At 21.1% G+C, this 21,275-nt stretch carries 38 protein-coding genes; 5 read left to right on the top strand and 33 right to left on the bottom strand.

Features of this window, described 5'->3' with window-relative positions; translation table 11 throughout:
* Window positions 1-323 precede the first annotated feature (323 nt).
* On the top strand, window positions 324-776 hold the full coding sequence (gene dksA, locus GJU05_RS01205) for an RNA polymerase-binding protein DksA (RefSeq protein WP_208753727.1): 453 nt from the start codon (window positions 324-326) through the stop codon (window positions 774-776).
* Window positions 777-844: 68 nt separating this feature from the next.
* On the opposite strand, the gene GJU05_RS01210 is transcribed toward dksA, so the two are convergent.
* The 5 genes from GJU05_RS01210 to tsaC all read right to left on the bottom strand — a co-directional run bounded on the left by GJU05_RS01210 (window position 845) and on the right by tsaC (window position 4,694).
* A complete protein-coding gene (locus GJU05_RS01210) occupies window positions 845-1,615 on the bottom strand; it encodes an ABC transporter permease (RefSeq protein WP_208753940.1) in 771 nt (256 codons plus the stop codon).
* 13 nt (window positions 1,616-1,628) lie between these two features.
* Window positions 1,629-2,543: an ABC transporter ATP-binding protein gene (locus GJU05_RS01215; RefSeq protein ID WP_208753728.1), complete on the bottom strand. Its 915-nt coding sequence runs from the start codon at window positions 2,541-2,543 to the stop codon at window positions 1,629-1,631.
* A gap of 113 nt (window positions 2,544-2,656) precedes the next feature.
* The gene (locus GJU05_RS01220) at window positions 2,657-3,274 is read right to left on the bottom strand and encodes a Fe-Mn family superoxide dismutase (RefSeq protein WP_208753729.1); all 618 of its coding nucleotides are present in this window, start codon (window positions 3,272-3,274) and stop codon (window positions 2,657-2,659) included.
* Between the two features lie 32 nt (window positions 3,275-3,306).
* Window positions 3,307-4,131: a shikimate dehydrogenase gene (aroE, locus tag GJU05_RS01225; RefSeq protein ID WP_208753730.1), complete on the bottom strand. Its 825-nt coding sequence runs from the start codon at window positions 4,129-4,131 to the stop codon at window positions 3,307-3,309.
* Window positions 4,132-4,133: 2 nt separating this feature from the next.
* Entirely contained in the window at window positions 4,134-4,694 is a 561-nt protein-coding gene (tsaC, locus tag GJU05_RS01230; RefSeq protein WP_208753731.1) for an L-threonylcarbamoyladenylate synthase type 1 TsaC, read from the bottom strand.
* 122 nt (window positions 4,695-4,816) lie between these two features.
* Between tsaC and def the strand changes: the two genes are divergently transcribed.
* Both def and fmt read left to right on the top strand, forming a co-directional pair.
* Window positions 4,817-5,353, top strand: a complete 537-nt coding sequence (gene def / locus GJU05_RS01235) for a peptide deformylase (protein ID WP_208753732.1) — start codon at window positions 4,817-4,819, stop codon at window positions 5,351-5,353.
* Window positions 5,350-6,324, top strand: coding sequence for a methionyl-tRNA formyltransferase (gene fmt / locus GJU05_RS01240; protein WP_208753733.1), 975 nt, complete (start codon window positions 5,350-5,352; stop codon window positions 6,322-6,324). The genes def and fmt overlap by 4 nt, the downstream gene beginning before the upstream one ends.
* Here fmt and rplQ read toward each other — a convergent pair.
* From rplQ to rpsJ, 28 genes are all read right to left on the bottom strand, one after another.
* Window positions 6,317-6,703 carry a 50S ribosomal protein L17 gene (gene rplQ, locus GJU05_RS01245; protein WP_208753734.1) on the bottom strand — a complete coding sequence of 129 codons (387 nt, stop codon included), beginning with the start codon at window positions 6,701-6,703 and terminating at the stop codon, window positions 6,317-6,319. The two genes, fmt and rplQ, sit on opposite strands and share 8 nt — an antisense overlap.
* A gap of 22 nt (window positions 6,704-6,725) precedes the next feature.
* A complete protein-coding gene (locus GJU05_RS01250) occupies window positions 6,726-7,748 on the bottom strand; it encodes a DNA-directed RNA polymerase subunit alpha (protein ID WP_208753735.1) in 1,023 nt (340 codons plus the stop codon).
* A gap of 22 nt (window positions 7,749-7,770) precedes the next feature.
* Window positions 7,771-8,391 (bottom strand): 30S ribosomal protein S4, encoded by a 621-nt coding sequence (rpsD, locus tag GJU05_RS01255; RefSeq protein WP_208753736.1) that lies wholly within the window; start codon window positions 8,389-8,391, stop codon window positions 7,771-7,773.
* Between the two features lie 42 nt (window positions 8,392-8,433).
* Window positions 8,434-8,823 carry a 30S ribosomal protein S11 gene (rpsK, locus tag GJU05_RS01260; RefSeq protein WP_208753737.1) on the bottom strand — a complete coding sequence of 130 codons (390 nt, stop codon included), beginning with the start codon at window positions 8,821-8,823 and terminating at the stop codon, window positions 8,434-8,436.
* Between the two features lie 26 nt (window positions 8,824-8,849).
* Window positions 8,850-9,206: a 30S ribosomal protein S13 gene (gene rpsM / locus GJU05_RS01265; protein WP_208753738.1), complete on the bottom strand. Its 357-nt coding sequence runs from the start codon at window positions 9,204-9,206 to the stop codon at window positions 8,850-8,852.
* Window positions 9,207-9,259: 53 nt separating this feature from the next.
* Window positions 9,260-9,376, bottom strand: coding sequence for a 50S ribosomal protein L36 (gene rpmJ, locus GJU05_RS01270; RefSeq protein ID WP_208753739.1), 117 nt, complete (start codon window positions 9,374-9,376; stop codon window positions 9,260-9,262).
* A 32-nt stretch (window positions 9,377-9,408) separates the two neighbouring features.
* Entirely contained in the window at window positions 9,409-10,737 is a 1,329-nt protein-coding gene (gene secY, locus GJU05_RS01275) for a preprotein translocase subunit SecY (protein ID WP_208753740.1), read from the bottom strand.
* Between the two features lie 7 nt (window positions 10,738-10,744).
* Window positions 10,745-11,173 carry a 50S ribosomal protein L15 gene (gene rplO / locus GJU05_RS01280; protein ID WP_208753741.1) on the bottom strand — a complete coding sequence of 143 codons (429 nt, stop codon included), beginning with the start codon at window positions 11,171-11,173 and terminating at the stop codon, window positions 10,745-10,747.
* A 1-nt stretch (window position 11,174) separates the two neighbouring features.
* Entirely contained in the window at window positions 11,175-11,354 is a 180-nt protein-coding gene (gene rpmD, locus GJU05_RS01285; protein WP_208753742.1) for a 50S ribosomal protein L30, read from the bottom strand.
* Entirely contained in the window at window positions 11,338-11,868 is a 531-nt protein-coding gene (gene rpsE / locus GJU05_RS01290) for a 30S ribosomal protein S5 (RefSeq protein ID WP_208753743.1), read from the bottom strand. The genes rpmD and rpsE overlap by 17 nt, the downstream gene beginning before the upstream one ends.
* Window positions 11,869-11,890: 22 nt before the next feature.
* Window positions 11,891-12,244, bottom strand: coding sequence for a 50S ribosomal protein L18 (rplR, locus tag GJU05_RS01295; protein ID WP_208753744.1), 354 nt, complete (start codon window positions 12,242-12,244; stop codon window positions 11,891-11,893).
* Between the two features lie 27 nt (window positions 12,245-12,271).
* Window positions 12,272-12,805, bottom strand: coding sequence for a 50S ribosomal protein L6 (gene rplF / locus GJU05_RS01300; RefSeq protein ID WP_208753745.1), 534 nt, complete (start codon window positions 12,803-12,805; stop codon window positions 12,272-12,274).
* 18 nt (window positions 12,806-12,823) lie between these two features.
* Window positions 12,824-13,216: a 30S ribosomal protein S8 gene (rpsH, locus tag GJU05_RS01305; protein ID WP_208753746.1), complete on the bottom strand. Its 393-nt coding sequence runs from the start codon at window positions 13,214-13,216 to the stop codon at window positions 12,824-12,826.
* Window positions 13,217-13,250: 34 nt separating this feature from the next.
* Window positions 13,251-13,556 carry a 30S ribosomal protein S14 gene (rpsN, locus tag GJU05_RS01310; protein WP_208753747.1) on the bottom strand — a complete coding sequence of 102 codons (306 nt, stop codon included), beginning with the start codon at window positions 13,554-13,556 and terminating at the stop codon, window positions 13,251-13,253.
* A 14-nt stretch (window positions 13,557-13,570) separates the two neighbouring features.
* The gene (gene rplE, locus GJU05_RS01315) at window positions 13,571-14,110 is read right to left on the bottom strand and encodes a 50S ribosomal protein L5 (protein WP_208753748.1); all 540 of its coding nucleotides are present in this window, start codon (window positions 14,108-14,110) and stop codon (window positions 13,571-13,573) included.
* A 17-nt stretch (window positions 14,111-14,127) separates the two neighbouring features.
* Window positions 14,128-14,442: a 50S ribosomal protein L24 gene (rplX, locus tag GJU05_RS01320; protein WP_208753749.1), complete on the bottom strand. Its 315-nt coding sequence runs from the start codon at window positions 14,440-14,442 to the stop codon at window positions 14,128-14,130.
* A 22-nt stretch (window positions 14,443-14,464) separates the two neighbouring features.
* Complete coding sequence (rplN, locus tag GJU05_RS01325; protein ID WP_208753750.1) at window positions 14,465-14,836, bottom strand: 50S ribosomal protein L14; 372 nt, start codon at window positions 14,834-14,836, stop codon at window positions 14,465-14,467.
* Window positions 14,837-14,919: 83 nt separating this feature from the next.
* Window positions 14,920-15,174, bottom strand: a complete 255-nt coding sequence (gene rpsQ, locus GJU05_RS01330; RefSeq protein ID WP_208753751.1) for a 30S ribosomal protein S17 — start codon at window positions 15,172-15,174, stop codon at window positions 14,920-14,922.
* Window positions 15,159-15,374 (bottom strand): 50S ribosomal protein L29, encoded by a 216-nt coding sequence (gene rpmC / locus GJU05_RS01335; protein WP_208753752.1) that lies wholly within the window; start codon window positions 15,372-15,374, stop codon window positions 15,159-15,161. The genes rpsQ and rpmC overlap by 16 nt, the downstream gene beginning before the upstream one ends.
* Window positions 15,375-15,386: 12 nt before the next feature.
* A complete protein-coding gene (rplP, locus tag GJU05_RS01340) occupies window positions 15,387-15,788 on the bottom strand; it encodes a 50S ribosomal protein L16 (protein ID WP_208753753.1) in 402 nt (133 codons plus the stop codon).
* Between the two features lie 18 nt (window positions 15,789-15,806).
* Window positions 15,807-16,523: a 30S ribosomal protein S3 gene (rpsC, locus tag GJU05_RS01345; protein WP_208753754.1), complete on the bottom strand. Its 717-nt coding sequence runs from the start codon at window positions 16,521-16,523 to the stop codon at window positions 15,807-15,809.
* Entirely contained in the window at window positions 16,523-16,873 is a 351-nt protein-coding gene (gene rplV / locus GJU05_RS01350) for a 50S ribosomal protein L22 (protein ID WP_208753755.1), read from the bottom strand. The genes rpsC and rplV overlap by 1 nt, the downstream gene beginning before the upstream one ends.
* Window positions 16,874-16,916: 43 nt before the next feature.
* Window positions 16,917-17,204, bottom strand: a complete 288-nt coding sequence (gene rpsS, locus GJU05_RS01355) for a 30S ribosomal protein S19 (protein ID WP_208753756.1) — start codon at window positions 17,202-17,204, stop codon at window positions 16,917-16,919.
* 26 nt (window positions 17,205-17,230) lie between these two features.
* Entirely contained in the window at window positions 17,231-18,052 is an 822-nt protein-coding gene (gene rplB / locus GJU05_RS01360; protein ID WP_208753757.1) for a 50S ribosomal protein L2, read from the bottom strand.
* A gap of 18 nt (window positions 18,053-18,070) precedes the next feature.
* Entirely contained in the window at window positions 18,071-18,376 is a 306-nt protein-coding gene (gene rplW / locus GJU05_RS01365; protein WP_208753758.1) for a 50S ribosomal protein L23, read from the bottom strand.
* Window positions 18,373-18,978: a 50S ribosomal protein L4 gene (gene rplD, locus GJU05_RS01370; RefSeq protein WP_208753759.1), complete on the bottom strand. Its 606-nt coding sequence runs from the start codon at window positions 18,976-18,978 to the stop codon at window positions 18,373-18,375. Before rplD ends, rplW begins: the two co-directional genes overlap by 4 nt.
* Before the next feature lie 31 nt (window positions 18,979-19,009).
* Complete coding sequence (rplC, locus tag GJU05_RS01375) at window positions 19,010-19,654, bottom strand: 50S ribosomal protein L3 (RefSeq protein WP_208753760.1); 645 nt, start codon at window positions 19,652-19,654, stop codon at window positions 19,010-19,012.
* A 48-nt stretch (window positions 19,655-19,702) separates the two neighbouring features.
* Window positions 19,703-20,014: a 30S ribosomal protein S10 gene (gene rpsJ, locus GJU05_RS01380; protein WP_168821827.1), complete on the bottom strand. Its 312-nt coding sequence runs from the start codon at window positions 20,012-20,014 to the stop codon at window positions 19,703-19,705.
* Window positions 20,015-20,234: 220 nt separating this feature from the next.
* Between rpsJ and ruvX the strand changes: the two genes are divergently transcribed.
* A complete protein-coding gene (gene ruvX, locus GJU05_RS01385; protein ID WP_208753761.1) occupies window positions 20,235-20,663 on the top strand; it encodes a Holliday junction resolvase RuvX in 429 nt (142 codons plus the stop codon).
* Between the two features lie 46 nt (window positions 20,664-20,709).
* The gene (locus GJU05_RS01390) at window positions 20,710-21,270 is read left to right on the top strand and encodes a hypothetical protein (RefSeq protein ID WP_208753762.1); all 561 of its coding nucleotides are present in this window, start codon (window positions 20,710-20,712) and stop codon (window positions 21,268-21,270) included.
* Window positions 21,271-21,275 lie beyond the last annotated feature (5 nt).

Genomic DNA, 21,275 nt, shown 5'->3' on the forward strand with positions numbered 1-21,275 from the left:
TTCCTGTATGGATATTATATTTAATAATTTTTTTTATAAAAAAAAATTATAAATATTTTGATATTATAGTAGATTACTTTAATTAAAGTTAACTAAAATTTTATCTTTATTATATATTAATAATAATAATATTACAAGATAATAAATAGTATTTTAAAAATATAAAAAATTGGTATAAATATATATAATATTATTATAAAATACTATTATTTATTTATAATAAATAAGTTTTAAAATATTCTTATATTTTTTTTAATAATTAAATTTAAATTTTTTATAATTTAAAAAACATTTTTTTATTTAATAACTAATTTGGAGACTATATGAAAAAAAATAATAATTTTTTATCATCTTTAAATATTTTATCTCTTGCAGGAGTATCGCCATATAAATTAAAACCTAACGAAAAATACATGAATAAAAAACAATTATCACATTTTAAAAAAATTTTAGAATCATGGAAAAATAAAATAAATAATAAATTTAATAATACAATATCTTATATAAAAGATGAAACATCTAATTTTCCAGATCCTATAGATAGAGCTTCACAAGAAGAAGAATTTAGTTTAGAACTAAGAAATAGAGATAGAGAAAGAAAATTAATAAAAAAAATAGAAATAACATTAAAAAAATTTGATACTAAAAATTTTGGTTATTGTGATTGTTGTGACATTGAAATTGGAATAAAAAGATTAGAAGCACATCCTACTGCAAATTTATGTATCGATTGTAAAACATTAGCAGAAATACGTGCTAGGCAAATAGCTGAATAAAATATTTATATAAAAATACTTAACTATAAATGTTTTAAATATAAGATATTTTTATAAATTTTATTTTTTTAATTTCTTAATCCTACACCTTTTTTAATTAAAATAAAAGTAAATAAATATAAAATAATAATAAAAAAAAGTAAAATATTTATGGTTAAAAATAATGATACTGTTTTTATTCCTAAAAAACTATAACGAAATCCTGAAATAATATAATATATTGGATTTATTTTTAATATTTTTTGCCAAAATATAGGTAAAATTGAAGGTGAATAAAATATTCCTCCTAAATATGTTAAAGGAGTTAATATAAATGTAGGAATAAAATTAATATCATCAAAATTTTTAGCAAAAATAGCATTTAATAAACCAGCTAAAGAAAATAAAGTAGATGTTAAAATAACAATAATTATAAAAAATATATATGAATATATATTTAAAGAAATAAAAAATATAGAGATAAAAGTTAAAATTATGCCAATAATAATACTTCGTATTATACCTCCACTAATATATCCTAATATAATAATATGAATTGGTATAGGAGCTATTAATAATTCTTCTATATAATGTTGAAATTTAGCTCCAAAAAAAGATGATGCTACATTAGAGTATGAATTATTGATAATACTCATTATAATTAATCCAGGTATAATGAATTGTATATAATTAAATCCTGATATTTTATCAATATGTAAATTAATTAAATTACCAAATATTATAAAATATAATATTACATTCATAATAGGGGGGAATATAGTTTGTATCCAAATACGCATAAAACGATTAATTTCTTTTCGTAAAATAGTAAATAATATAATTAAATATGAATTAAATATCATTTTAATAATCCTATTTATAAAAAAATTCCATAAATAATTTTTCTAATCTATTATATTTATTTTTAATACTAATAATTTGAATATTTTGTTCATTTAATTGTTCAAAAATATTATTTAAATTTTGATTTTTCATTACTGTAATTTCTAATTGATAGTTATTAATTATTTTATATTTATATCCATAAATTTTAGGAAAAATATTATTTAATTTTTTATAATCTAATATAAAAACTTCAAATTTTAATTTGTTTAATAATTTATTTATTGAACAATTTTCTATTAATATACCATTATTTATAATTCCAATATTACGACATAAAAATTCTGCTTCTTCTAAATAATGAGTTGTTAAAATTATTGTTATTTTTTTCTTAATATTTAATTTTTTGAAAAAAGACCATATATAGTAACGTAATTTAAGATCAATACCTGCGGTAGGTTCGTCTAAAATTAATAATTTAGGATCATGAATTAATGCTCTAATTATCATTAGACATCTTTTCATCCCTAATGATAAATTATTAGCTTTTTGGTTTCTTTTTTTCCATAGTTTTAATATTTTTAAATATTTTTCAATTTTTATAATAACTTTTTTTTTTGTAATACCATAATATCCAGCTTGATTAATTAATATTTGTAATACTGTTTCAAATGGATTAAAATTAAATTCTTGAGGTACTAATCCTATTTTTTTTTTCGTTTGATATTCATTTTTTTTAATATCTAATCCAAAAATTTTTATTTTTCCTGAAGATTTATTAATCAAAGAAGTAATTATCCCTATAATTGTTGTTTTGCCAGCACCATTTGGTCCTAATAAAGCATAAAAATCTCCTTTTTTAATTCTTAAATTAAAATTTTTTAAAACTTTATAATTATTAATATAAATTTTAGATAAATTTTTAATTTCTAATGCATAAGACATAATAATATTTTTAATAATTTATAATCATTATTTAATTATATAAAATTTTTAAAAAAAATAAATTTTTTTTAAAAATGATGTATTTTATTTTTAATAAAATACATCATAAATAATTATTTATTTAATAATAATTGTGTAATTTTATCCCAATTTAAAACATTCCAAAAAGCTTTAAGATATAAATTTTTTTGATTTTGATATTTTAAATAATATGCATGTTCCCATAAATCTAATCCTATAATAGGTATATTTATTAATTTATTATCATTATCCATTAATGGATTATCTTGATTTATTGTTGTGATTATTTTTAATATATTTTTTTTTTTCACTAACCAAATCCATCCTGATCCAAAAAAATTTAAGGCTTTTTCTTCAAATTTTTTTTTAAAATTTTCTAAATTACTAAATTCATTTTTTAAAATATTTAAAATAATATTATTTGGTTGAGTATTTTTTTTTAAAATTTTCCAAAAAAAGCTATGATTAGCATGACCTCCTGCATTATTACGTAAAAATTTTTTTTGTGAAGATGGGATTGATAATTTATTTAAATTAGATATTAATTTATTAATTTCAATATCTTTTATATTATTTTTTTTAAGTATTAAATTTGTATTATTAATATAATTTTGATGATGTTTTTTGTGATGTATTTCCATTGTTTTTGTATCAAAAAATGGTTCTAAATCGGAATATTTATATAATAAATTAGGTAATTTATATGTCATACAAAATCCTTTATTAATATAAAATATAATTATTAATTATATTTTTTATATTTTTTAATTATTATTTTAGTATTTGGCATAATACCATGCCATAAATAAAAAGAATATGCTGCTTGTTCAATTAACATACCAATCCCATCTGATATTCTTTTAGCTCCATGAATAATACACCATTTTAAAAATGGTGTATTATTAAAATTATAAAAAAGATCATAACAAAAAACATCAGGTTTAATAATTGAAGAAGGAATATTAGGAATATTTCCTTTAATACTACTAGATGTAGCATTAATAATTAAATTATATTTAAATTTATTACTAATACTAAATAAATCTTCTTCTTTTAAAGAATTAATATTTTTTATATTTTTAAAAAATTTAATAATCTTTTTAGTATTTTGATAAGTACGATTAATAATTGTAATATTACAACCAAATTTAATTAATGGATATATAATTCCTTGAGCAGCTCCTCCAGCACCTATTAATAAAATATTACTTTTAGTATTAATAAATTTTAAATTTTGTAAATCTTTTAATAACCCAACACCATCAGTATTATCTCCTAAAATTTTTTTTGAATTAAGAATTTTTATTGTATTTACAACACCAGAATATTTAGCTCTTTTTGTTAAAATATCACATAATTTATATGCCCTTTTTTTAAAAGGGATTGTAATATTTGCTCCTATACCCCCATTTTTAAAAAAATAAAAAAATTTTTTATAAAAATTATTTATTGGAACATAAATTTTTCTATAATTTTGTAATACTCCTGTTTGTTGTGCAAATAATTGATGTATAATTGGAGATTTACTATGTTTTATAGGATTACCAAATACTGCAAACATTTTCATATTTATCCTTTACGTATAACTAAATTTGTAAAACTATCTCTAATTTCTGATGGATTTAAATAACCTCCTGTTTTTCCATTTAAAATTAAAATATGTTCTTTAATATCATAAAAATGAAATAATACATCTTGATATGTTAAACATGGTTTTTTACCTGAAATATTTGCACTCGTAGAAACAATAGGTTTTCCAAAATAATTACATAATTTACTTGTTAAATAATGATTAGTTACACGAACTGCTATAGAATTAAAATTTCCAGTTAACCAATAAGGAGTATTTATTGAAATAGGCATAACCCATGTAATAATACCAGGCCAAGTAGATAATATTTTTTTTTTTTGATTTTTAAGAATTTTTTTTTCATTTATATATTTTAATAATTGATTATATTTAGATGCAATTAAAATTAATCCTTTTTTTATACTACGTTTTTTTATTTTTAATAATTTATTTACTGCTTTTTCATTATCTGGATCACATCCTAATCCAAAAACAGATTCAGTTGGATAAGCTATAATTTTACCCATTTTTAATGCATTAATAAAAATTTTTATATCCATAATTTTTTTATAAATTATTTGATAAAGTTATAAATGAATTATATATTATTACTATAAATATGTTAAAGATTAAAAAATTATATTATTTTATAAATTTTTTTTTAAAAAAAAAGATATTAAATATGTCTATACTTAAATTATTATATTTTCCTAATAAAAAACTAAGAAATATAGCTAAATCAATTAAAAATATTAATAATGATGTTAAATTATTAGGAAATAATATGCTTAAAATTATGTATTCTTATAATGGGATTGGTTTAGCAGCAACACAAATAGGAATAAATAAAAGAATTATAGTTATTGATATCACTAAAAAGAAAAATAATCCTATTATTCTTATTAATCCTAAAATAATAAAATTTAATAAATTAAAAATTAATAGTAAAGAAGGTTGTTTATCTATACCTATAAAACAAAAATATTTTGTTTTAAGATTTAATGAAATAAGAGTTCAAGCTAAAAATTTAATGAATGAAATTATTGAAATAAAAGCAAGTAATTTATTATCTTTTTGTATACAACATGAAATTGATCATTTAAATGGGATTTTATTTATTGATTATTTATCAAATTTAAAATATCAAAGAATTTATGATAAAATAAACAAAATTAATCATAAAATAATGTTTTTAAAAAAACAGAATCATATAAAATGAAAAAAAAAATAAAAATTATTTTTATAGGTACTTCAAAATTTGCTGCTTATCATTTAAGAGGTTTAATAAATAATATTTACACAATATCTTGTGTCATTACTAAACCAGATACTTATGCTAATAGAGGATATAAATTAACTTCTAATTCTGTAAAAAAATTAGCAATAAAATATAAAATTAATATATTACAACCAGAATCTTTAAATTCTTTAAAATTAATTAAAAATCTTATTAATTATCATTGTGATATTATAATAGTTATAGATTATGGTTTTTTAATACCTAATAAAATACTAAATATACCTAAATTATTTTGTATGAATATACATGCTTCATTATTACCTAGATGGAGAGGTGCTGCTCCTATACAAAGAGCGTTGTTAGCAAATGATTTAAAAACAGGTATTAGTATAATCAAAATAAATAATTTTTTAGACGAAGGTGATATTATTTATCAAATTGAATATAATATTTTACTTTATGATACATATGGATCATTATATAAAAAACTAGCTGTATTAGGATTACAAGGTTTACTATTTATTTTAAAGAAAATTTCAAAAGGCGAACAAATAAAATTTAAATCTCAAAATATAAATATGATAAAACCTACATATGCAAAAAAAATATCTAAAATAGAGTGTAAATTAAATTGGAATTTACCTGCTAAAAAACTTGAATGTATGGTTCGTGCTTTTAATCCTAGACCAGGTACTTTTTTTATGATAAAAGATCAAAGATTTAAAGTATGGCAAGCAGAAGTTATTAATAATTTTAATAGTAATTATGCAACTAAAGTACCTGGTACAATATTATTAATTAATAGATATGGTATACAAATAAATACTACAAATGGAATTTTAAATATTCAAATTATTCAACCTAGCGGGAAAAAACAAATGAATATTCAAAATTTTTTAAATCTTAATCAGTATAGAAATATTTTTCGAAGAGATGTTGTAATTACTTAAGATTTTTATCTTTTAGAATTATTTTTCTTTCTATTAATTCTATATATGCCATAGGTGCTTTATCTCCATTACGAAAACCACATTTTATTATACGTGTATATCCACCTAATCTATTTTGAAATTTAGGAGCAATAATATTAAAGAGTTTAATAATATTAATTTTATTATTTATTTTAGCTCTTATTAATCTTTTATTAGAAATAGTATTTTTTTTAGCAATAGTAATCATGGGTTCTATTATTTTTCTGAGTTCTTTAGCTTTCATTAAAGTAGTTTTAATGATTTCATTATTAATTAATGAATTAACCATGTTAATTAACATTGCATTACGATGTGAACTATTTTTGTTAAAATAACGACCTGTTTTACGATGACGCATTTTTTTTACCTAATTAAATTAATTATTTATGATTGTTTTTAGTATTATTTTTTTTTATAACTGGAGGCCAATTATCTAGTCTCATTCCTAATGATAATCCTCTAGATGCTAAAATATCTTTTATTTCTGTTAAAGATTTTTTTCCTAAATTTGGAGTTTTTAATAATTCTACTTCAGTTCGTTGTACTAAATCTCCAATCAAATGAATTGATTCAGTTTTTAAACAATTTGCAGAACGAACAGTTAATTCTAAATCATCCACAGAATGTAATAAAATAGGATCAAATTCTGGTTTTTCTTCTTTAATTTCTTTTTCTTGTTGAATATCCTTTAAATTTACAAATGATTCTAATTGTTCAGCTAAAATAGTAGCTGCTTTTCTAATAGCTTGTTCTGGATCAATTGTTCCATTTGTTTCCATTTCTATTATTAATTTATCTAAATCTGTTCTTTGTTTTACTCTAGCTGATTCTACATTATAGATTATTTTTTTAATAGGACTATAAGATGCATCTAATAATAATCTGCCTATTTTATGATCTTTTTCAAAACTATTATTATTAATTTTTGTATGGGCTGCTATATAACCCCGACCTAATTCTATTTTTATTTTCATATTAATTGATGTATTTATATTAGTAATATGACAAATAATATGTTCTTTATTTATAATTTCTATATCATTTCCGTGAATAATATCAGAAGCTTTTACAATTCCAATTCCTGTTTTTTTTAAAATTAAAATAACCTCCTTTTTATTATTTTCTATTTTTATAGCTAACTTTTTTAAATTTAAAAGTATTTCAATAATATCTTCTTTAATTCCTTCTTTAGTACTATATTCATGTAATATTCCTTCTATTTCTACCTCTGTTACTGCATAACCAGGAATTGAAGATAATAAAATACGTCTTAATGCATTTCCTAAAGTATGACCAAAACCACGTTCTAAAGGCTCTAAAGTTACTTTTATATAATTGTTACTAATATGTTCTATATCTACTAATCTAGGTTTTAAAAATTCTGTTACAGAATTTTGATCCATTTATATGCTCTCTTATAAAAAATTATTTTGAATATAATTCAATAATTAAATGTTCATTGATATCTGCAGGTAAATCAGAACGTTCAGGAAGTCTTTTAAAAACACCTTCCATTTTTTTATTATTTATTTCTAACCAGCTAGGTTTTTCTCTTTGAGAATATAAATCAATTGAAGCATTAATTCTTAGTTGTTTTTTAGATTTTTCACATACAGAAATTTTATCATTTAGAGATACTTGATAAGAAGCTATGTTAACAATACAATCATTAATTTTTATAGATTTATGAGAAATTAATTGTCTAGATTCCGCTCTTGTAACTCCAAAACCCATTCTATAAACAATATTATCTAATCTTTTTTCTAATAAACATAATAAATTAAATCCAGTATTTCCTTTTATATGCGAAGCTTTTTTATAATAGTTATGAAATTGTCGTTCTAATATACCATATAATCTACGTATTTTTTGTTTTTCTCTTAATTGAATACCATAATCAGATAATCTAGATTTTTTTATACCATGTTGTCCTGGAGTTTGTTCTAATTTACATTTAGTATCGATAGCACGTACATTAGATTTTAAAAATAAATCAGTACCTTCTCTTCTAGATAATTTTAATTTTGGTCCTAAATATCTTGCCATTATATTTTTCCTAAAATATTTTAATTAATTATTAATAATAATTTATACTCTTCTTTTTTTTGGAGGTCTACATCCATTATGAGGAATAGGAGTAATATCAGTAATATTAGTTATTTTAAAACCAGCATTATTTAATGCTCTAATTGTAGATTCTCTTCCTGGACCTGGTCCTTTTACCATAATTTCTAAATTTTTAATACCATAATGTTTAACAATTTCAGCACATTTTTCAGCAGCTACTTGTGCAGCAAAAGGTGTTGATTTTCTTGACCCTCTAAAACCAGAACCTCCTGCTGTTGCACAACCTAAAGAATTACCTTGTCTATCTGTAATAGTAACAATTGTATTGTTAAAAGAAGCGTGTATATGTGCAATACCGTCTATAATTTGTTTTTTAATTTTTTTTTTAGAATGTAAAGATTTTTTTTTCATTATATATACCTATTATAGTTATAATATTATTTTTTAAAATACTTATAGAATTTTTTTCTAGTATGTGCATTAGTTTTAGTACGTTGACCTCTAACTGGTAATCCTTTTTTATGACGTAAACCTCTATAACAACTAAGATCAATTAATCTTTTAATATTTAAATTTATACTTCTTCTTAAATCCCCTTCTACTTTAAATTTTGATATAATATTTCTTAATAAATCTATTTTATCTTCAGTAAGTTGATTAATTTTAATATTTTGAGAAATATTAGTTATTTTACATATATGAGCAGCATGAGATTTACCTATCCCATAAATATATTTTAATGCTATTATTGTACGTTTATTATCAGGAATATTTACTCCAGCTATACGAACCATTTTAAATCCTTTATTTAATTTTTATAGTTTTTATTATAAAAAATAGAAAATAATTATCCTTGACGTTGTTTATGTTTAGGATCTGTTTTACAAAATACATATATAACTCTATTTCTACGAATAATTTTACAATTACGACATATTTTTTTTATTGAAGCTCGAACTTTCATTATATTATATCTCCAAAAATATTTTATAAATATTATCCTTTTAAATTAATTTTTTTAAGTATAGACTCATATTGAGTAGACATAATTAATGTTTGAATTTGTGTAATAAAATCAATGATGACAACTATTACTATAAGTAATGATGTACCACTTAAATAAAATGGGACATTAATTATATTTCTTAAAAATTCTGGAATAAGGCAAATAAAAGTGATATATAAACTTCCAGTAAATGTTAATCTCATAATTATTTTTTTTATATATTTAGCTGTTTGTGCTCCTGGTCTAATACCAGGAATATATGCCCCAGATTTTTTTAAATTATCAGCAGTTTCTTGAGGATTAAAAACTAAAATAGTGTAAAAAAAACAAAAAAATATAATTGATAAAATATATAAACCAATATATATTGGTTGTCTAGGTTGTAAAGATATAGCAATTTTTTTAAGTAAATTAAAATTAGTAATATTACTAAGCCATGAAAATGTAGTAGAAATAAATAAAATAATACTAGAAGAAAATATTGCTGGAATAACCCCAGACATATTAATTTTTAATGGTAAATGAGTGCTTTGTTGTGTATTATAGATTTGTTTTCCAAAATATCTTCTAGCATATTGTACATTAATTTTTCTTTGTCCTTTTTCCATAAAAACAATAAATAAAATTATTAAAAATATTAAAATTAATAAAATAAAAATAATAAAAAAATTTAAATTTCCATATTTTATTTGTTCTATAATTTGTCCTATATTTAAAGGTAAAGTAGTAATTATACCAATTACTATAATAATAGAAACTCCATTTCCAATTCCTCTTTTTGTTATTTGTCTTCCTAACCACATTAAAAATATTGTACCTGTAATTAAACTTAAATTAGCAATTATAAAAAAACTAATACCATGATTAATAACTAAATTATTCATACCAGGTAATTTAGGTAATCCAGTTGAAATTCCTATAGCTTGAATAAAAGCTAAAATTAATGTAGTATATTTAGTATATTTATTAATTTTTTTTTTCCCTTCCTCTCCTTCTTTTTTTAAAAGAATAAAATATGGATGAACTACTGTTAAAAGTTGCATAATGATAGATGAAGATATATAAGGCATAACTCCTAAAGCAAAAATGGAGGCTCTACTAAGAGCACCTCCAGAAAACATATTAAACATATCAATAATAGTACCATGTTGTTTAATAATTAAAGAATGTAAAATACTAATATTAATACCTGGAATTGGTATAAATGAACCTATACGGAAAATAATTATAGATGTTATTAAAAATATAAGTCTTTCTTTTAATTCAATAAAACCTTTTTTAGTACTTTGAAAATTTAATTTTTTAAATGATTTTATCATTTATTATTTATTCCTCAATTATCCCACCTAATTTTTTTATAATTATTTTAACACTTTCTGTGCAATTTAATTTAATAATTTTTTTTGAAGATTTAATATTTCCTTTATTAATAATTTTTACATATTTAATTTTTTTACTAATTATTTTATTAGCTTTTAGAATATTTAAATTAATATAATTACTATGTATTTTTTCTAAATCTCCTAACCTAATTTCTTTAAAAAAAATATTTTTTTTTGATCTAAATCCAAATTTTGGTAATCTCCTATGTAAAGGACTTTGTCCTCCTTCAAATATTTTATTAATATTATATCCAGATCTAGATTTTTGTCCTTTATGTCCTCTACCACTTGTTTTACCTTTTCCTGAGCCAATCCCTCTACCTAATCTTTTTTTATTATTTTTTATTTTAGAAAATAAATTATTTAAATTCATGTTAATATAAAACCTTTAGCATATAAGATATTTTTTTAATCATGCCTAAAATACTAGGTGTATTTTTTTTTATAACAGTATGTCCAATATGTTTTAATCCTAAACTAATTAAAATGGCTTTATGTTTAGGTAATCTACCTATAGCACTTTTAATTTGTGTAATTTTAATATTTTTTAACACTATTCATGTTCCTTTTTATTTCTTCTATAGTTTTATTTCTTTTAGCAGCAATCATATTTAATGAATGTAGATTTGATAATCCTTTAATAGTTGCTTTAACTATATTTATAGGATTAGTAGAACCATAAGCTTTAGCTAAAACATTATATATTCCAACAACTTCTAATACAGCTCTCATAGCTCCACCTGCAATAATACCTGTACCTTCATAAGCTGGTTGTATAAATACAAAAGATCCAGTATGATGTCCTTTTATAGGATATTGAATTGTATTATTATTAAGAATAATATTAATCATTTTTTTTCTAGCTTTTTCCATTGCTTTTTGTATTGCATTAGGAACTTCTTTTGCTTTACCATATCCAAAACCAATTCGTCCTTTACCATTACCTACAACAGTTAAAGCTGTAAAGGAAAAAATTCGTCCCCCTTTAACAGTTTTAGATACTCTATTAACAGAAATTAATTTTTCTTTTAATTCATGATGTTGATTTTTATTGTCATAAATATTCATATTTTTTTCTTTTAAAATAATGTTAAAATTTTAGACCTGTTTGACGTGCTGCATTTGCTAATGCTTTAATACGTCCATGATATTTAAATCCTGAACGATCAAATGATATATTTAAAATACCGTATTTAATAGCTCTAGTTGCTATTTTTTTTCCTATAAAAATAGCAGATTTTATATTTCCAGTATATATTAATTTTTTTTTAATTTTTTTTTCTAAAGTTGAAGCAGTGATTAAAATTTTATTATTTACAGAAATTATTTGTGCATATATATGACGAGAAGTACGATGTATTGATAAACGTATCATTTTTAATTTTTGTAAATTTTTACGTAATTTAGTAGCTCGACGTATTCGAGCAATTTTTTTTATATTCATAATTTTTTAAACTTTTTTACATTTATCCTATTTTTTTTTTGTTTCTTTAATCTTAATTATTTCATTATTATAACGAATACCTTTACCTTTATATGGTTCTGGAGGACGATAAGCTCTTATATTTGCAGCCACCTGTCCTAAAAGTTGTTTATTAGCTCCTGTTAAAAGTATTTCATTTTGATTTAAACATTTTCCAATAATACCTTTAGGTAAATTAAAATTTATTGGATGAGAAAAACCTAAAATTAAATTAATTATATTATTTTTAATTGAAAATTTATAACCCACACCAAATAATATTAATTTTTTTGAAAAACCAATTGTTACCCCAATAATCATAGAATTCATCAGAGAACTAGCAGTTCCAGCTTGTGCCCAACCATTTTTACACTTTATTTTAGGTTCAAATAATAATTTATTTTTATTTAAAATTATTTTAATTGTTTTATGAAAAGTATTTTCTAATATTCCATTATTACCTTTAATAATTATATTTTGGCCATTAATAGTAATTTTAATATCATTAGGAATAAAAATAAATTTTTTAGCTATTCTAGACATTATTAATATACCTTCTTTTTAAGAAACATAACATATAATTTCTCCTCCTACTCCATAATAACGTGCAGTATAATCTGTTATTATTCCCTTAGATGTAGAAATAATAGCAATACCCAAACCGGCCATAACTTTAGGTAAAAAATTTTTTTTTTTATAAATTCTTAATCCAGGACGACTAATACAATGTATTTTTTCTATAACACCTTTTCCTTTAAAATATTTTAAAGTAATTTCTAATAAAAAATTTTTTTCTTTAATAAGATTAAAATTTTTAATATATCCTTCATTTTTTAAAATTTGAGCAATAGATTTTTTTAATTTTGAATATTGCATAAAAATTTTAGATTTATGTGATAATTGTCCATTACGTATACGTGTTAACATATCTGCAATTGGATTTTGTATACTCATATTTAAATTATCCTATATTAATTTGTAATAAAAATTACCAACTAGATTTTTTTAGTCCAGGAATATCTCCTTTCATTGCAGCTTCTCTTAATTTAATTCTACTCAATCCGAATTTTCTTAAAAAAGCATGTGGACGACCAGTTATTTTACATCTATTTCTTTGTCTTGATAAACTAGAATCTCTTGGTAAAGATTGTAATTTAAATATAGCATTCCAACGATCTTTATCAGTAGTATTTATATCTGAAATAATTTTTTTTAATTTTTTTCTTTTTAAAAAAAATTTTTTTCCTAACTTTATTCTTTTTAATTCACGTGCTTTAATAGATTCTTTAGCCATTATATAAACCTTTTTTATGATCTAAATGGAAATTTAAATTCTTTAAATAAAAAATAACTTTCTTTTTTTGATATATTATTAGTTGTTATTGTGATATTTATTCCACGAATATGATCTATTTTATCAAAATTAATTTCTGGAAAAATTATCTGTTCTTTTATTCCTATACTATAATTACCATTATTATCAAAAGATTTTTTAGATAAACCTCTAAAATCCCTAATTCTAGGTATTACTATCCATAATAAACGTTCAAAAAAATTCCACATTCTTTTTTTCCTTAAAGTAACTTTACATCCTATTGAGTATCCTTTTCTTATTTTAAAAGCAGCTATTGATTTATGTGATTTAGTTTTTATTGGTTTTTGACCACTAATAATAGTTAAATCATTTATAGCATTATCTAAATGTTTTTTATCAGATATTACTTTACCTACTCCCATATTTAAAGTAATTTTCTTTATACAAGGAACTTGCATAATAGATTTATATTTAAATTTTAACATTAATTTTTTTATTACTTTATTTTTATAAAAATTATATAATTTTGACATTAAATATTATCTCTAATTTATTTTATATTTTTATTATTAGATTTAAAAAATCTTTTTTTAATCCCTTTAAAATTTTTAATTTTAATACGATCAGCTTTACCTGTATCTTTATTAAAGATAGCAACATTAGAAATATGAATTCCTGCTTCTTTTTCTAAAATACCTCCTGTATGTGATATTGTAGGATTAGGTTTACTATGTTTTTTAATAATATTAATTCCTTTAATTATTACTAATTCTTTTTTTATGAAACATTTGATTTTTCCTTTTTTTCCTTTATCTTTACCTGTTAAAATTATTACTTCATCATTACAACGTAATTTATGTATCATATATTTCTATCTCTTTATTTAATTAAATAACTTCAGGAGCTAATGAAATAATTTTCATAAATTTTTCATGTCTTAATTCTCTAGTAATAGGACCAAAAATTCTTGTACCAATTAATTGTTCGTTAGTATCATTTAATAATACACATGAATTATGGTCAAATCTTATTAAAGAACCATCAGAACGTCTTATACCTTTTTTAGTTCTAACAATTACTGCTTTTAATACATCACCTTTTTTAACTTTTCCTCTAGGAATAGCATCTTTTACAGTAATTTTAATAATATCTCCAATATTTGCATAACGACGTCTTGATCCTCCTAAAACTTTTATACACATTACACTTCTAGCACCAGAATTATCTGCTATATTTAATATAGTATGTTCCTGTATCATATATTAATAATTATCCCTATTTTTAAAAAATAAAAATTTAAAATTTAAAATTTTATTTAAATTAATGAATATATAATTAATAATTAAATTATTGATTTTTTTATAATGTTAACTAGAATCCAAGATTTGGTTTTAGATAATGGACGACATTCTTTAATCTCAACAAAATCACCAATATTACATATATTTTTTTCGTCATGAACATGTAATTTTGTTGTACGATTAACATATTTTCCATATATAGGATGTTTTATTAATCTATTAATACTTACAATAATGGATTTTTGCATTTTATTACTTATTACTTTTCCTTTTAAAATTTTTATTTTTTTTTGCATAATTTTATAATCTTTTTTTTTCTTTCTGATAAAATTGTTTTTATTCTTGCAATATTTCTTCTAGATTTTTTAAGTAAATGAGTTTGTTTTAAATTACCTGATGTTAATTGTATTTTTAAATTAAATTGTTCTCTAGATAAACTTAATAACTCATTTTCTAAATCTTTATTATTTTTTTTTAAAATATCATGTATTTTCATATAAGATTTATTTTATTTTTTTAAAAAAACAGTTTTAATAGGTAATTTTGCAGCCCCTAATTTAAGGGCTTTACGTGCTATTATTTCAGATATTCCATTAATTTCATATAAAATTCTACCAGGTTGTACTAAAGCTACCCAATATTCTACATTACCTTTACCTTTCCCCATTCTAACTTCTAAAGGTTTTTCTGTTATAGGTTTATCTGGAAAAATTCTAATCCATATTTTTCCTTGTCTTTTCATCGAATGACTAATAGCTCTTCTTGCTGATTCTATTTGTTTAGAAGTAATTCTTCCTCTATTTATTGCCTTAATACCATAAGTTCCAAAATTAATATTCATCCCTACAATAACACCACGATTTCTTCCTTTATGCATTTTTCTAAATTTTGTACGTTTTGGTTGTAACATTGTTTCAAACCTCTTTTTTTATTTACGTCCTTTATTACGTTGTAATCTATATGATTGGGGATGATGTGTAATAGGTTTTGTAAAAATTAATTTTTTTTTAAAATTATTTTTTAAAATTTCTCCTTTAAAAATCCAAACTTTTACTCCTATTATACCATAAGTAGTATTTGCTTCTGATAAACTAAAATCAATATCTGCTCTTAAAGTATGTAATGGTACTCTACCTTCTCTATACCATTCTGTACGTGCGATTTCTGCACCACCTAAACGGCCACTTACTTCTACTTTTACTCCCTTAGCACCTAATCTCATAGCATTTTGTACTGCTCTTTTCATTGCTCTTCTAAACATTATTCTTTTTTCTAATTGTGATGATATTATATCAGCTACTAATTTTGCTTCTAATTCTGGTTTTCTAACTTCTGTTATATTTACTTGAGCAGGAACACCTGTAATCTTAGAAATTATTTTTCTAAGTTTTTCAACATCTTCTCCTTTTTTACCAATTACAATTCCAGGACGTGCAGTATGTATATTAACTCTAATACTTTTTGATGGTCTTTCTATAGTTATTTTAGATACAGAAGCTTTTATTAATTTTTTATTTAAATATTTTCTTACTTGTAAATCACTATATAAATAATTTGCATAATTTTTTGTATTTGCAAACCAAATAGAATTCCATATTTTTGTAATTCCTAGTCTTAACCCATTTGGATGTGTTTTTTGACCCATTAATCTTTTTCTCCAATTATATTATCTGATAATACAATAGTAATATGACTTGTATATTTTAATATTCTATCTGAACGACCTTTGGCACGAGGCATAATACGTTTTATATTTGTACCTATATCTATAAAAATTTTAAATATAAATAAACTATCAATATCTAATCCATAATTATGTTCAGCATTAGCTATAGCTGAATTTAATGTTTTTTTTATTAAAAAAGCTGATTTTTTATTAGAAAAATTTAAAATATCTAAAGCTTTAGAAATTTTATTACCCCTAATAATATTAGCTATTAACCTTAATTTTTGTGCAGAAGAAGGAGCATATTTATATTTTGCAATAATTTCCATTTTTTTCCCTAAGTAAATATATTTAATATATACATATATATATTTATTTTTTTAAAGTTTTTTTTATTTTTTTATCTGCTGTATGTCCTCTATATGTACGTGTGGGAGCAAATTCTCCTAACTTATGTCCAACCATTTCATCTAAAATATAGATTGGAATATGTTGTCTTCCATTATGTATAGCAATAGTTAATCCAATCATATTGGGAAAAACAGTTGAACGCCTTGACCAAGTACGTAATGGTTTTTTATCTTTATTTTTTATTGATTTTTCAACTTTTTTCAATAAATGTTGATCAATAAAAGGACCTTTTTTTAAAGAACGTGGCATATTTTATTACCTTTATTAATATTATTTTATTTATTACGATGTTTAATAATATATTTATCTGTTCTTTTATTTTTTCTTGTTTTTTTACCTTTAGTTTGTACTCCCCATGGGGTTACAGGATGTTTTCCAAAATTTTTACCTTCTCCTCCACCATGAGGATGGTCTATAGGATTCATTGCTGTTCCTCTTACTGTAGGTCTTATCCCTTTCCATCTTTTTGCTCCTGCTTTACCAAAAGATTTCAACATATGTTCATTATTTCCTATTTCTCCTAATGTAGCTCTACATTTAGATAAAATTTTACGAATTTCTCCTGATTTTAATCTTAAAGTTATATATAAATCTTCTTTTGCAACTAATTGTACATATGTACCAGCTGCTCTAGCTATTTGTCCGCCTTTACCTGGTTTCATTTCAACATTATGTAAAATAGTTCCAACAGGAATATTACTTAAAGGTAATGTGTTTCCAATTCTAATATTAACATTTATTCCTGATTCTACAATATCACCAATTTTTAAATTTTTAGGAGATAAAATATATTTTTTTACTCCATCTTTATATTTAATTAATGCAATATTAGCAGAACGATTTGGATCATATTCAATACGTTCTACTATAGCAGGAATATTATCTTTATCTCTTTTAAAATCTATAATACGATATAATTGTTTATGTCCTCCTCCAATGTGACGAGTTGTAATACGACCATTATTATTTCTCCCCCCTGATTTATTTTTTTTTTCTATTCTAGAAGAGAGAGGTTTTCCCTTATATAAATTATGATTAATAATTTTAATCATATGACGTCTACCAGGTGATGTTGGTTTATATTTTTTTATTGTCATATTTTATAAAGTTAATCCTTATAAATTTTTATTTACATTAAAATCAATTTTTTGATTTTTTTCTAAAATTATATATGCTTTTTTCCAATCACTATGTTGATAATTATATTTTTTATTTTTTTTTTTTTTACCTTTAACAATTAAAGTATTAATATTTTTAACTTTTATATTAAAAATTTTTTTTATTGCTTTTTTAATATCTATTTTTGTTGCTTTTTTTAAAACTTTTATAATTAAAGTATTTGTTTTTTCTGCAACAAAGGAAGATTTTTCAGAAATATGTGGTCCTTTTATGATTTTAAAATCATATTCTTTAAAAATCATTTTAATATCTCTTCTATATGTTTAATAGCATTAACAGTTACAATAATTATATTAGCATTTATTAAATAAATAGGATTTATATTAATAGAATTTTTAATTTTTATATTGTATAAATTCCGTGATGCTAAAAATAAATTTTGATCAATAAATGTTGTAATAATCATTATTTTTTTTGATAAATATTTTTTTAATTTTTCAATTAATATTTTAGTTTTTGGTTTACTTATAGTAAATTCTTTTACTAAAATTAATCTTTTTTCTTTAATTAATTTTGAAAAAATACTTTTTAATGCATTACGAAACATTTTTTTATTAATTTTTTTATTATATATTTTATTTTTTGATGCAAAAGTAACTCCTCCAGAACGCCAAATTGGACTTTTAAAAGAACCTGCTCTAGCTTTCCCTGTACCTTTTTGTTTCCATGGTTTTTTACCTGATCCTTTTACTTCTCCTCTTGTTTTTTGAGCTTTAGTTCCTTGTCTACCTATTGTTCTATAAGATTCTATTAATTGATGTATTAATGGTTTGTTATAATTCCTGTTAAAAATAATATCTGAAATTATAACTATATCTTTAGTGTCTTCTGTTATAATTTCCATTATAAATACCTAATTAATTAATATATTTATTTTATTGAATTAAATTTTTTACTGCTGGCTTAACAATAACATTACTTCCAGTATATCCAGGAACAGCTCCTTTTATGAGTAATAAATTTTTTATAGTATCTAATTTTATAATATGTAAATTTTGGATAGTAATTTTTTTACTACCTAATTGGCCAGCCATTTTTTTTCCTTTAAATACTTTTCCAGGAGTTTGATTCTGTCCAATAGAACCTGGAACCCTATGTGAAAGTGAATTTCCATGGCTAGCATCTTGAGTTTTAAAATTCCATCTTTTTACAGTTCCTGAAAATCCTTTTCCTTTAGATATACCTGTAATATCTACCTTTATTATTTGTTTAAAAATATTAATATCTATTTTTTGTCCTACATAAAATTTTTTAGGATTATTTTTTTTAAAACGATATTCCCATAAAATATATCCTGCTTCTGTTTTTGCTTTTGCAAAATGTCCTATTTCAGCTTTATTCATACGACTTGTTTTTTTAAATCCTGTAGTCATTTGAATTGCATTATATCCATCATTTAAAATCGTTTTAATTTGAGTAATACGAATTGTTTCAAAATGTATAACAGTTATTGGTATGGATAAACCTTCTTCAGTAAAAAATCTAGTCATACCCATCTTTTTCCCTATTAATCCAATCATATATTATATATACTCTATTTATATATTAAAAAATTACAATAAATTTTATTAACCTAAACTTATTTGTACATCTACTCCTGCTGCTAAATCTAATCTCATTAATGCATCTACAGTTTTTTCTGTTGGCTCTATAATATCAACTAAACGTTTATGAGTTCTAATTTCATATTGATCTCGTGCATCTTTATCAACATGAGGTGAAATTAATATTGTAAATTTTTCTTTGCGAGTAGGCAAAGGTATTGGTCCACGAACTTGAGCACCAGTACGTTTAGCTGTTTCAACAATTTCTGCTGTTGATTGATCAATCAAACGATGATCAAAAGCTTTTAGACGAATACGGATTCTTTGGTTCTGCATTAGACCAGCGCCTCTTGTTTAAAAATTAAAATAACTCTCTATAAAACATATATTGAGAGACCTATTTGATTTTATAAAAAATAAAAATCATATTATTATGACTTATAAAGTATAAATAAATCAATATATTTCATTTATAAAATTTAAAAAACTATATAATATTAATTATTAATATATTTTAAAATATTAGTTATTTTAAAATAACTTATATATACTTAATATGAAAAAACAAAATAATATAACATTATTAGCTTTTGATTATGGAATTAAAAATATAGGAGTTGCTGTAGGACATAGTTTAATCAGGATAGCACATAAATTAAAAGTTATTAAAAATAAAAAAATAGGAAATATTAATTGGGTTAAATTTGATAATTTAATTAATCAATGGAAACCTAAAAAAATTATAGTTGGTTTACCATTAAAAATGGATGGAAGTCAACAATATATTACTATTTTAGCTAAAAATTTTGCTTTTAATATAAAAAAAAAATTTAATATAGAAATAATTTTTCATGATGAAAGATTAAGTACAGTTGAAGCTAAATATATTTTATTTTCAAAAGGAGGTTGGAAAAAATTACAAAAAAGTGATATTAATTCTTTGTCAGCATGTATTATTTTACAAAGCTGGTTTGAAAATAATTAATTAAAATTATTTTTATAAAAAGTATTGTATGTAATTTGAGGTTATTATGATAACAATAATATGTCTTTACAAACATCTAATAGAAATTATTATTTCTATATTTTCATTAAGATTATGGATATATTTTTCAATTAATAATTATTATAATTTTTTTGTAAAATATATTATTTTATTAACAAATATTATTTTAAAATATTTTAAAAATTTTTTTTTTCAAAAAAATAAAGATGAATTTTTATCATTAATAATAATATTATTATTAATATTTCTAAAATATCCAATATTAATTTTAATACAAGATAAATATTTATTTTTGTATAATTTACATATTTATTTATTTGTTAGTATTTTAACTTTATTAAAATTTTTAGGATATTTATTTTTTTGGTTAATTACAATATATTTAATTTCTAATATTCTTAATATAAGAAATAATGATTTTAATGATCTTTTAGAAGTATTTATAAATCAAATATATAATTTTAAAAAAAATAATTTTTTTAATATTTATAATATAAATATAATTTTATTAATTACTAATATAGTTTTATTTTTTTTAAATAATTTATTTATGGATTTATTTCCTCAATTTTGGTTTTTAATATAAATATA

Origin of the sequence: Enterobacteriaceae endosymbiont of Donacia fulgens, from assembly GCF_012567545.1 — a bacterium.
In the GTDB taxonomy this organism is placed as follows: Bacteria; Pseudomonadota; Gammaproteobacteria; order Enterobacterales; family Enterobacteriaceae.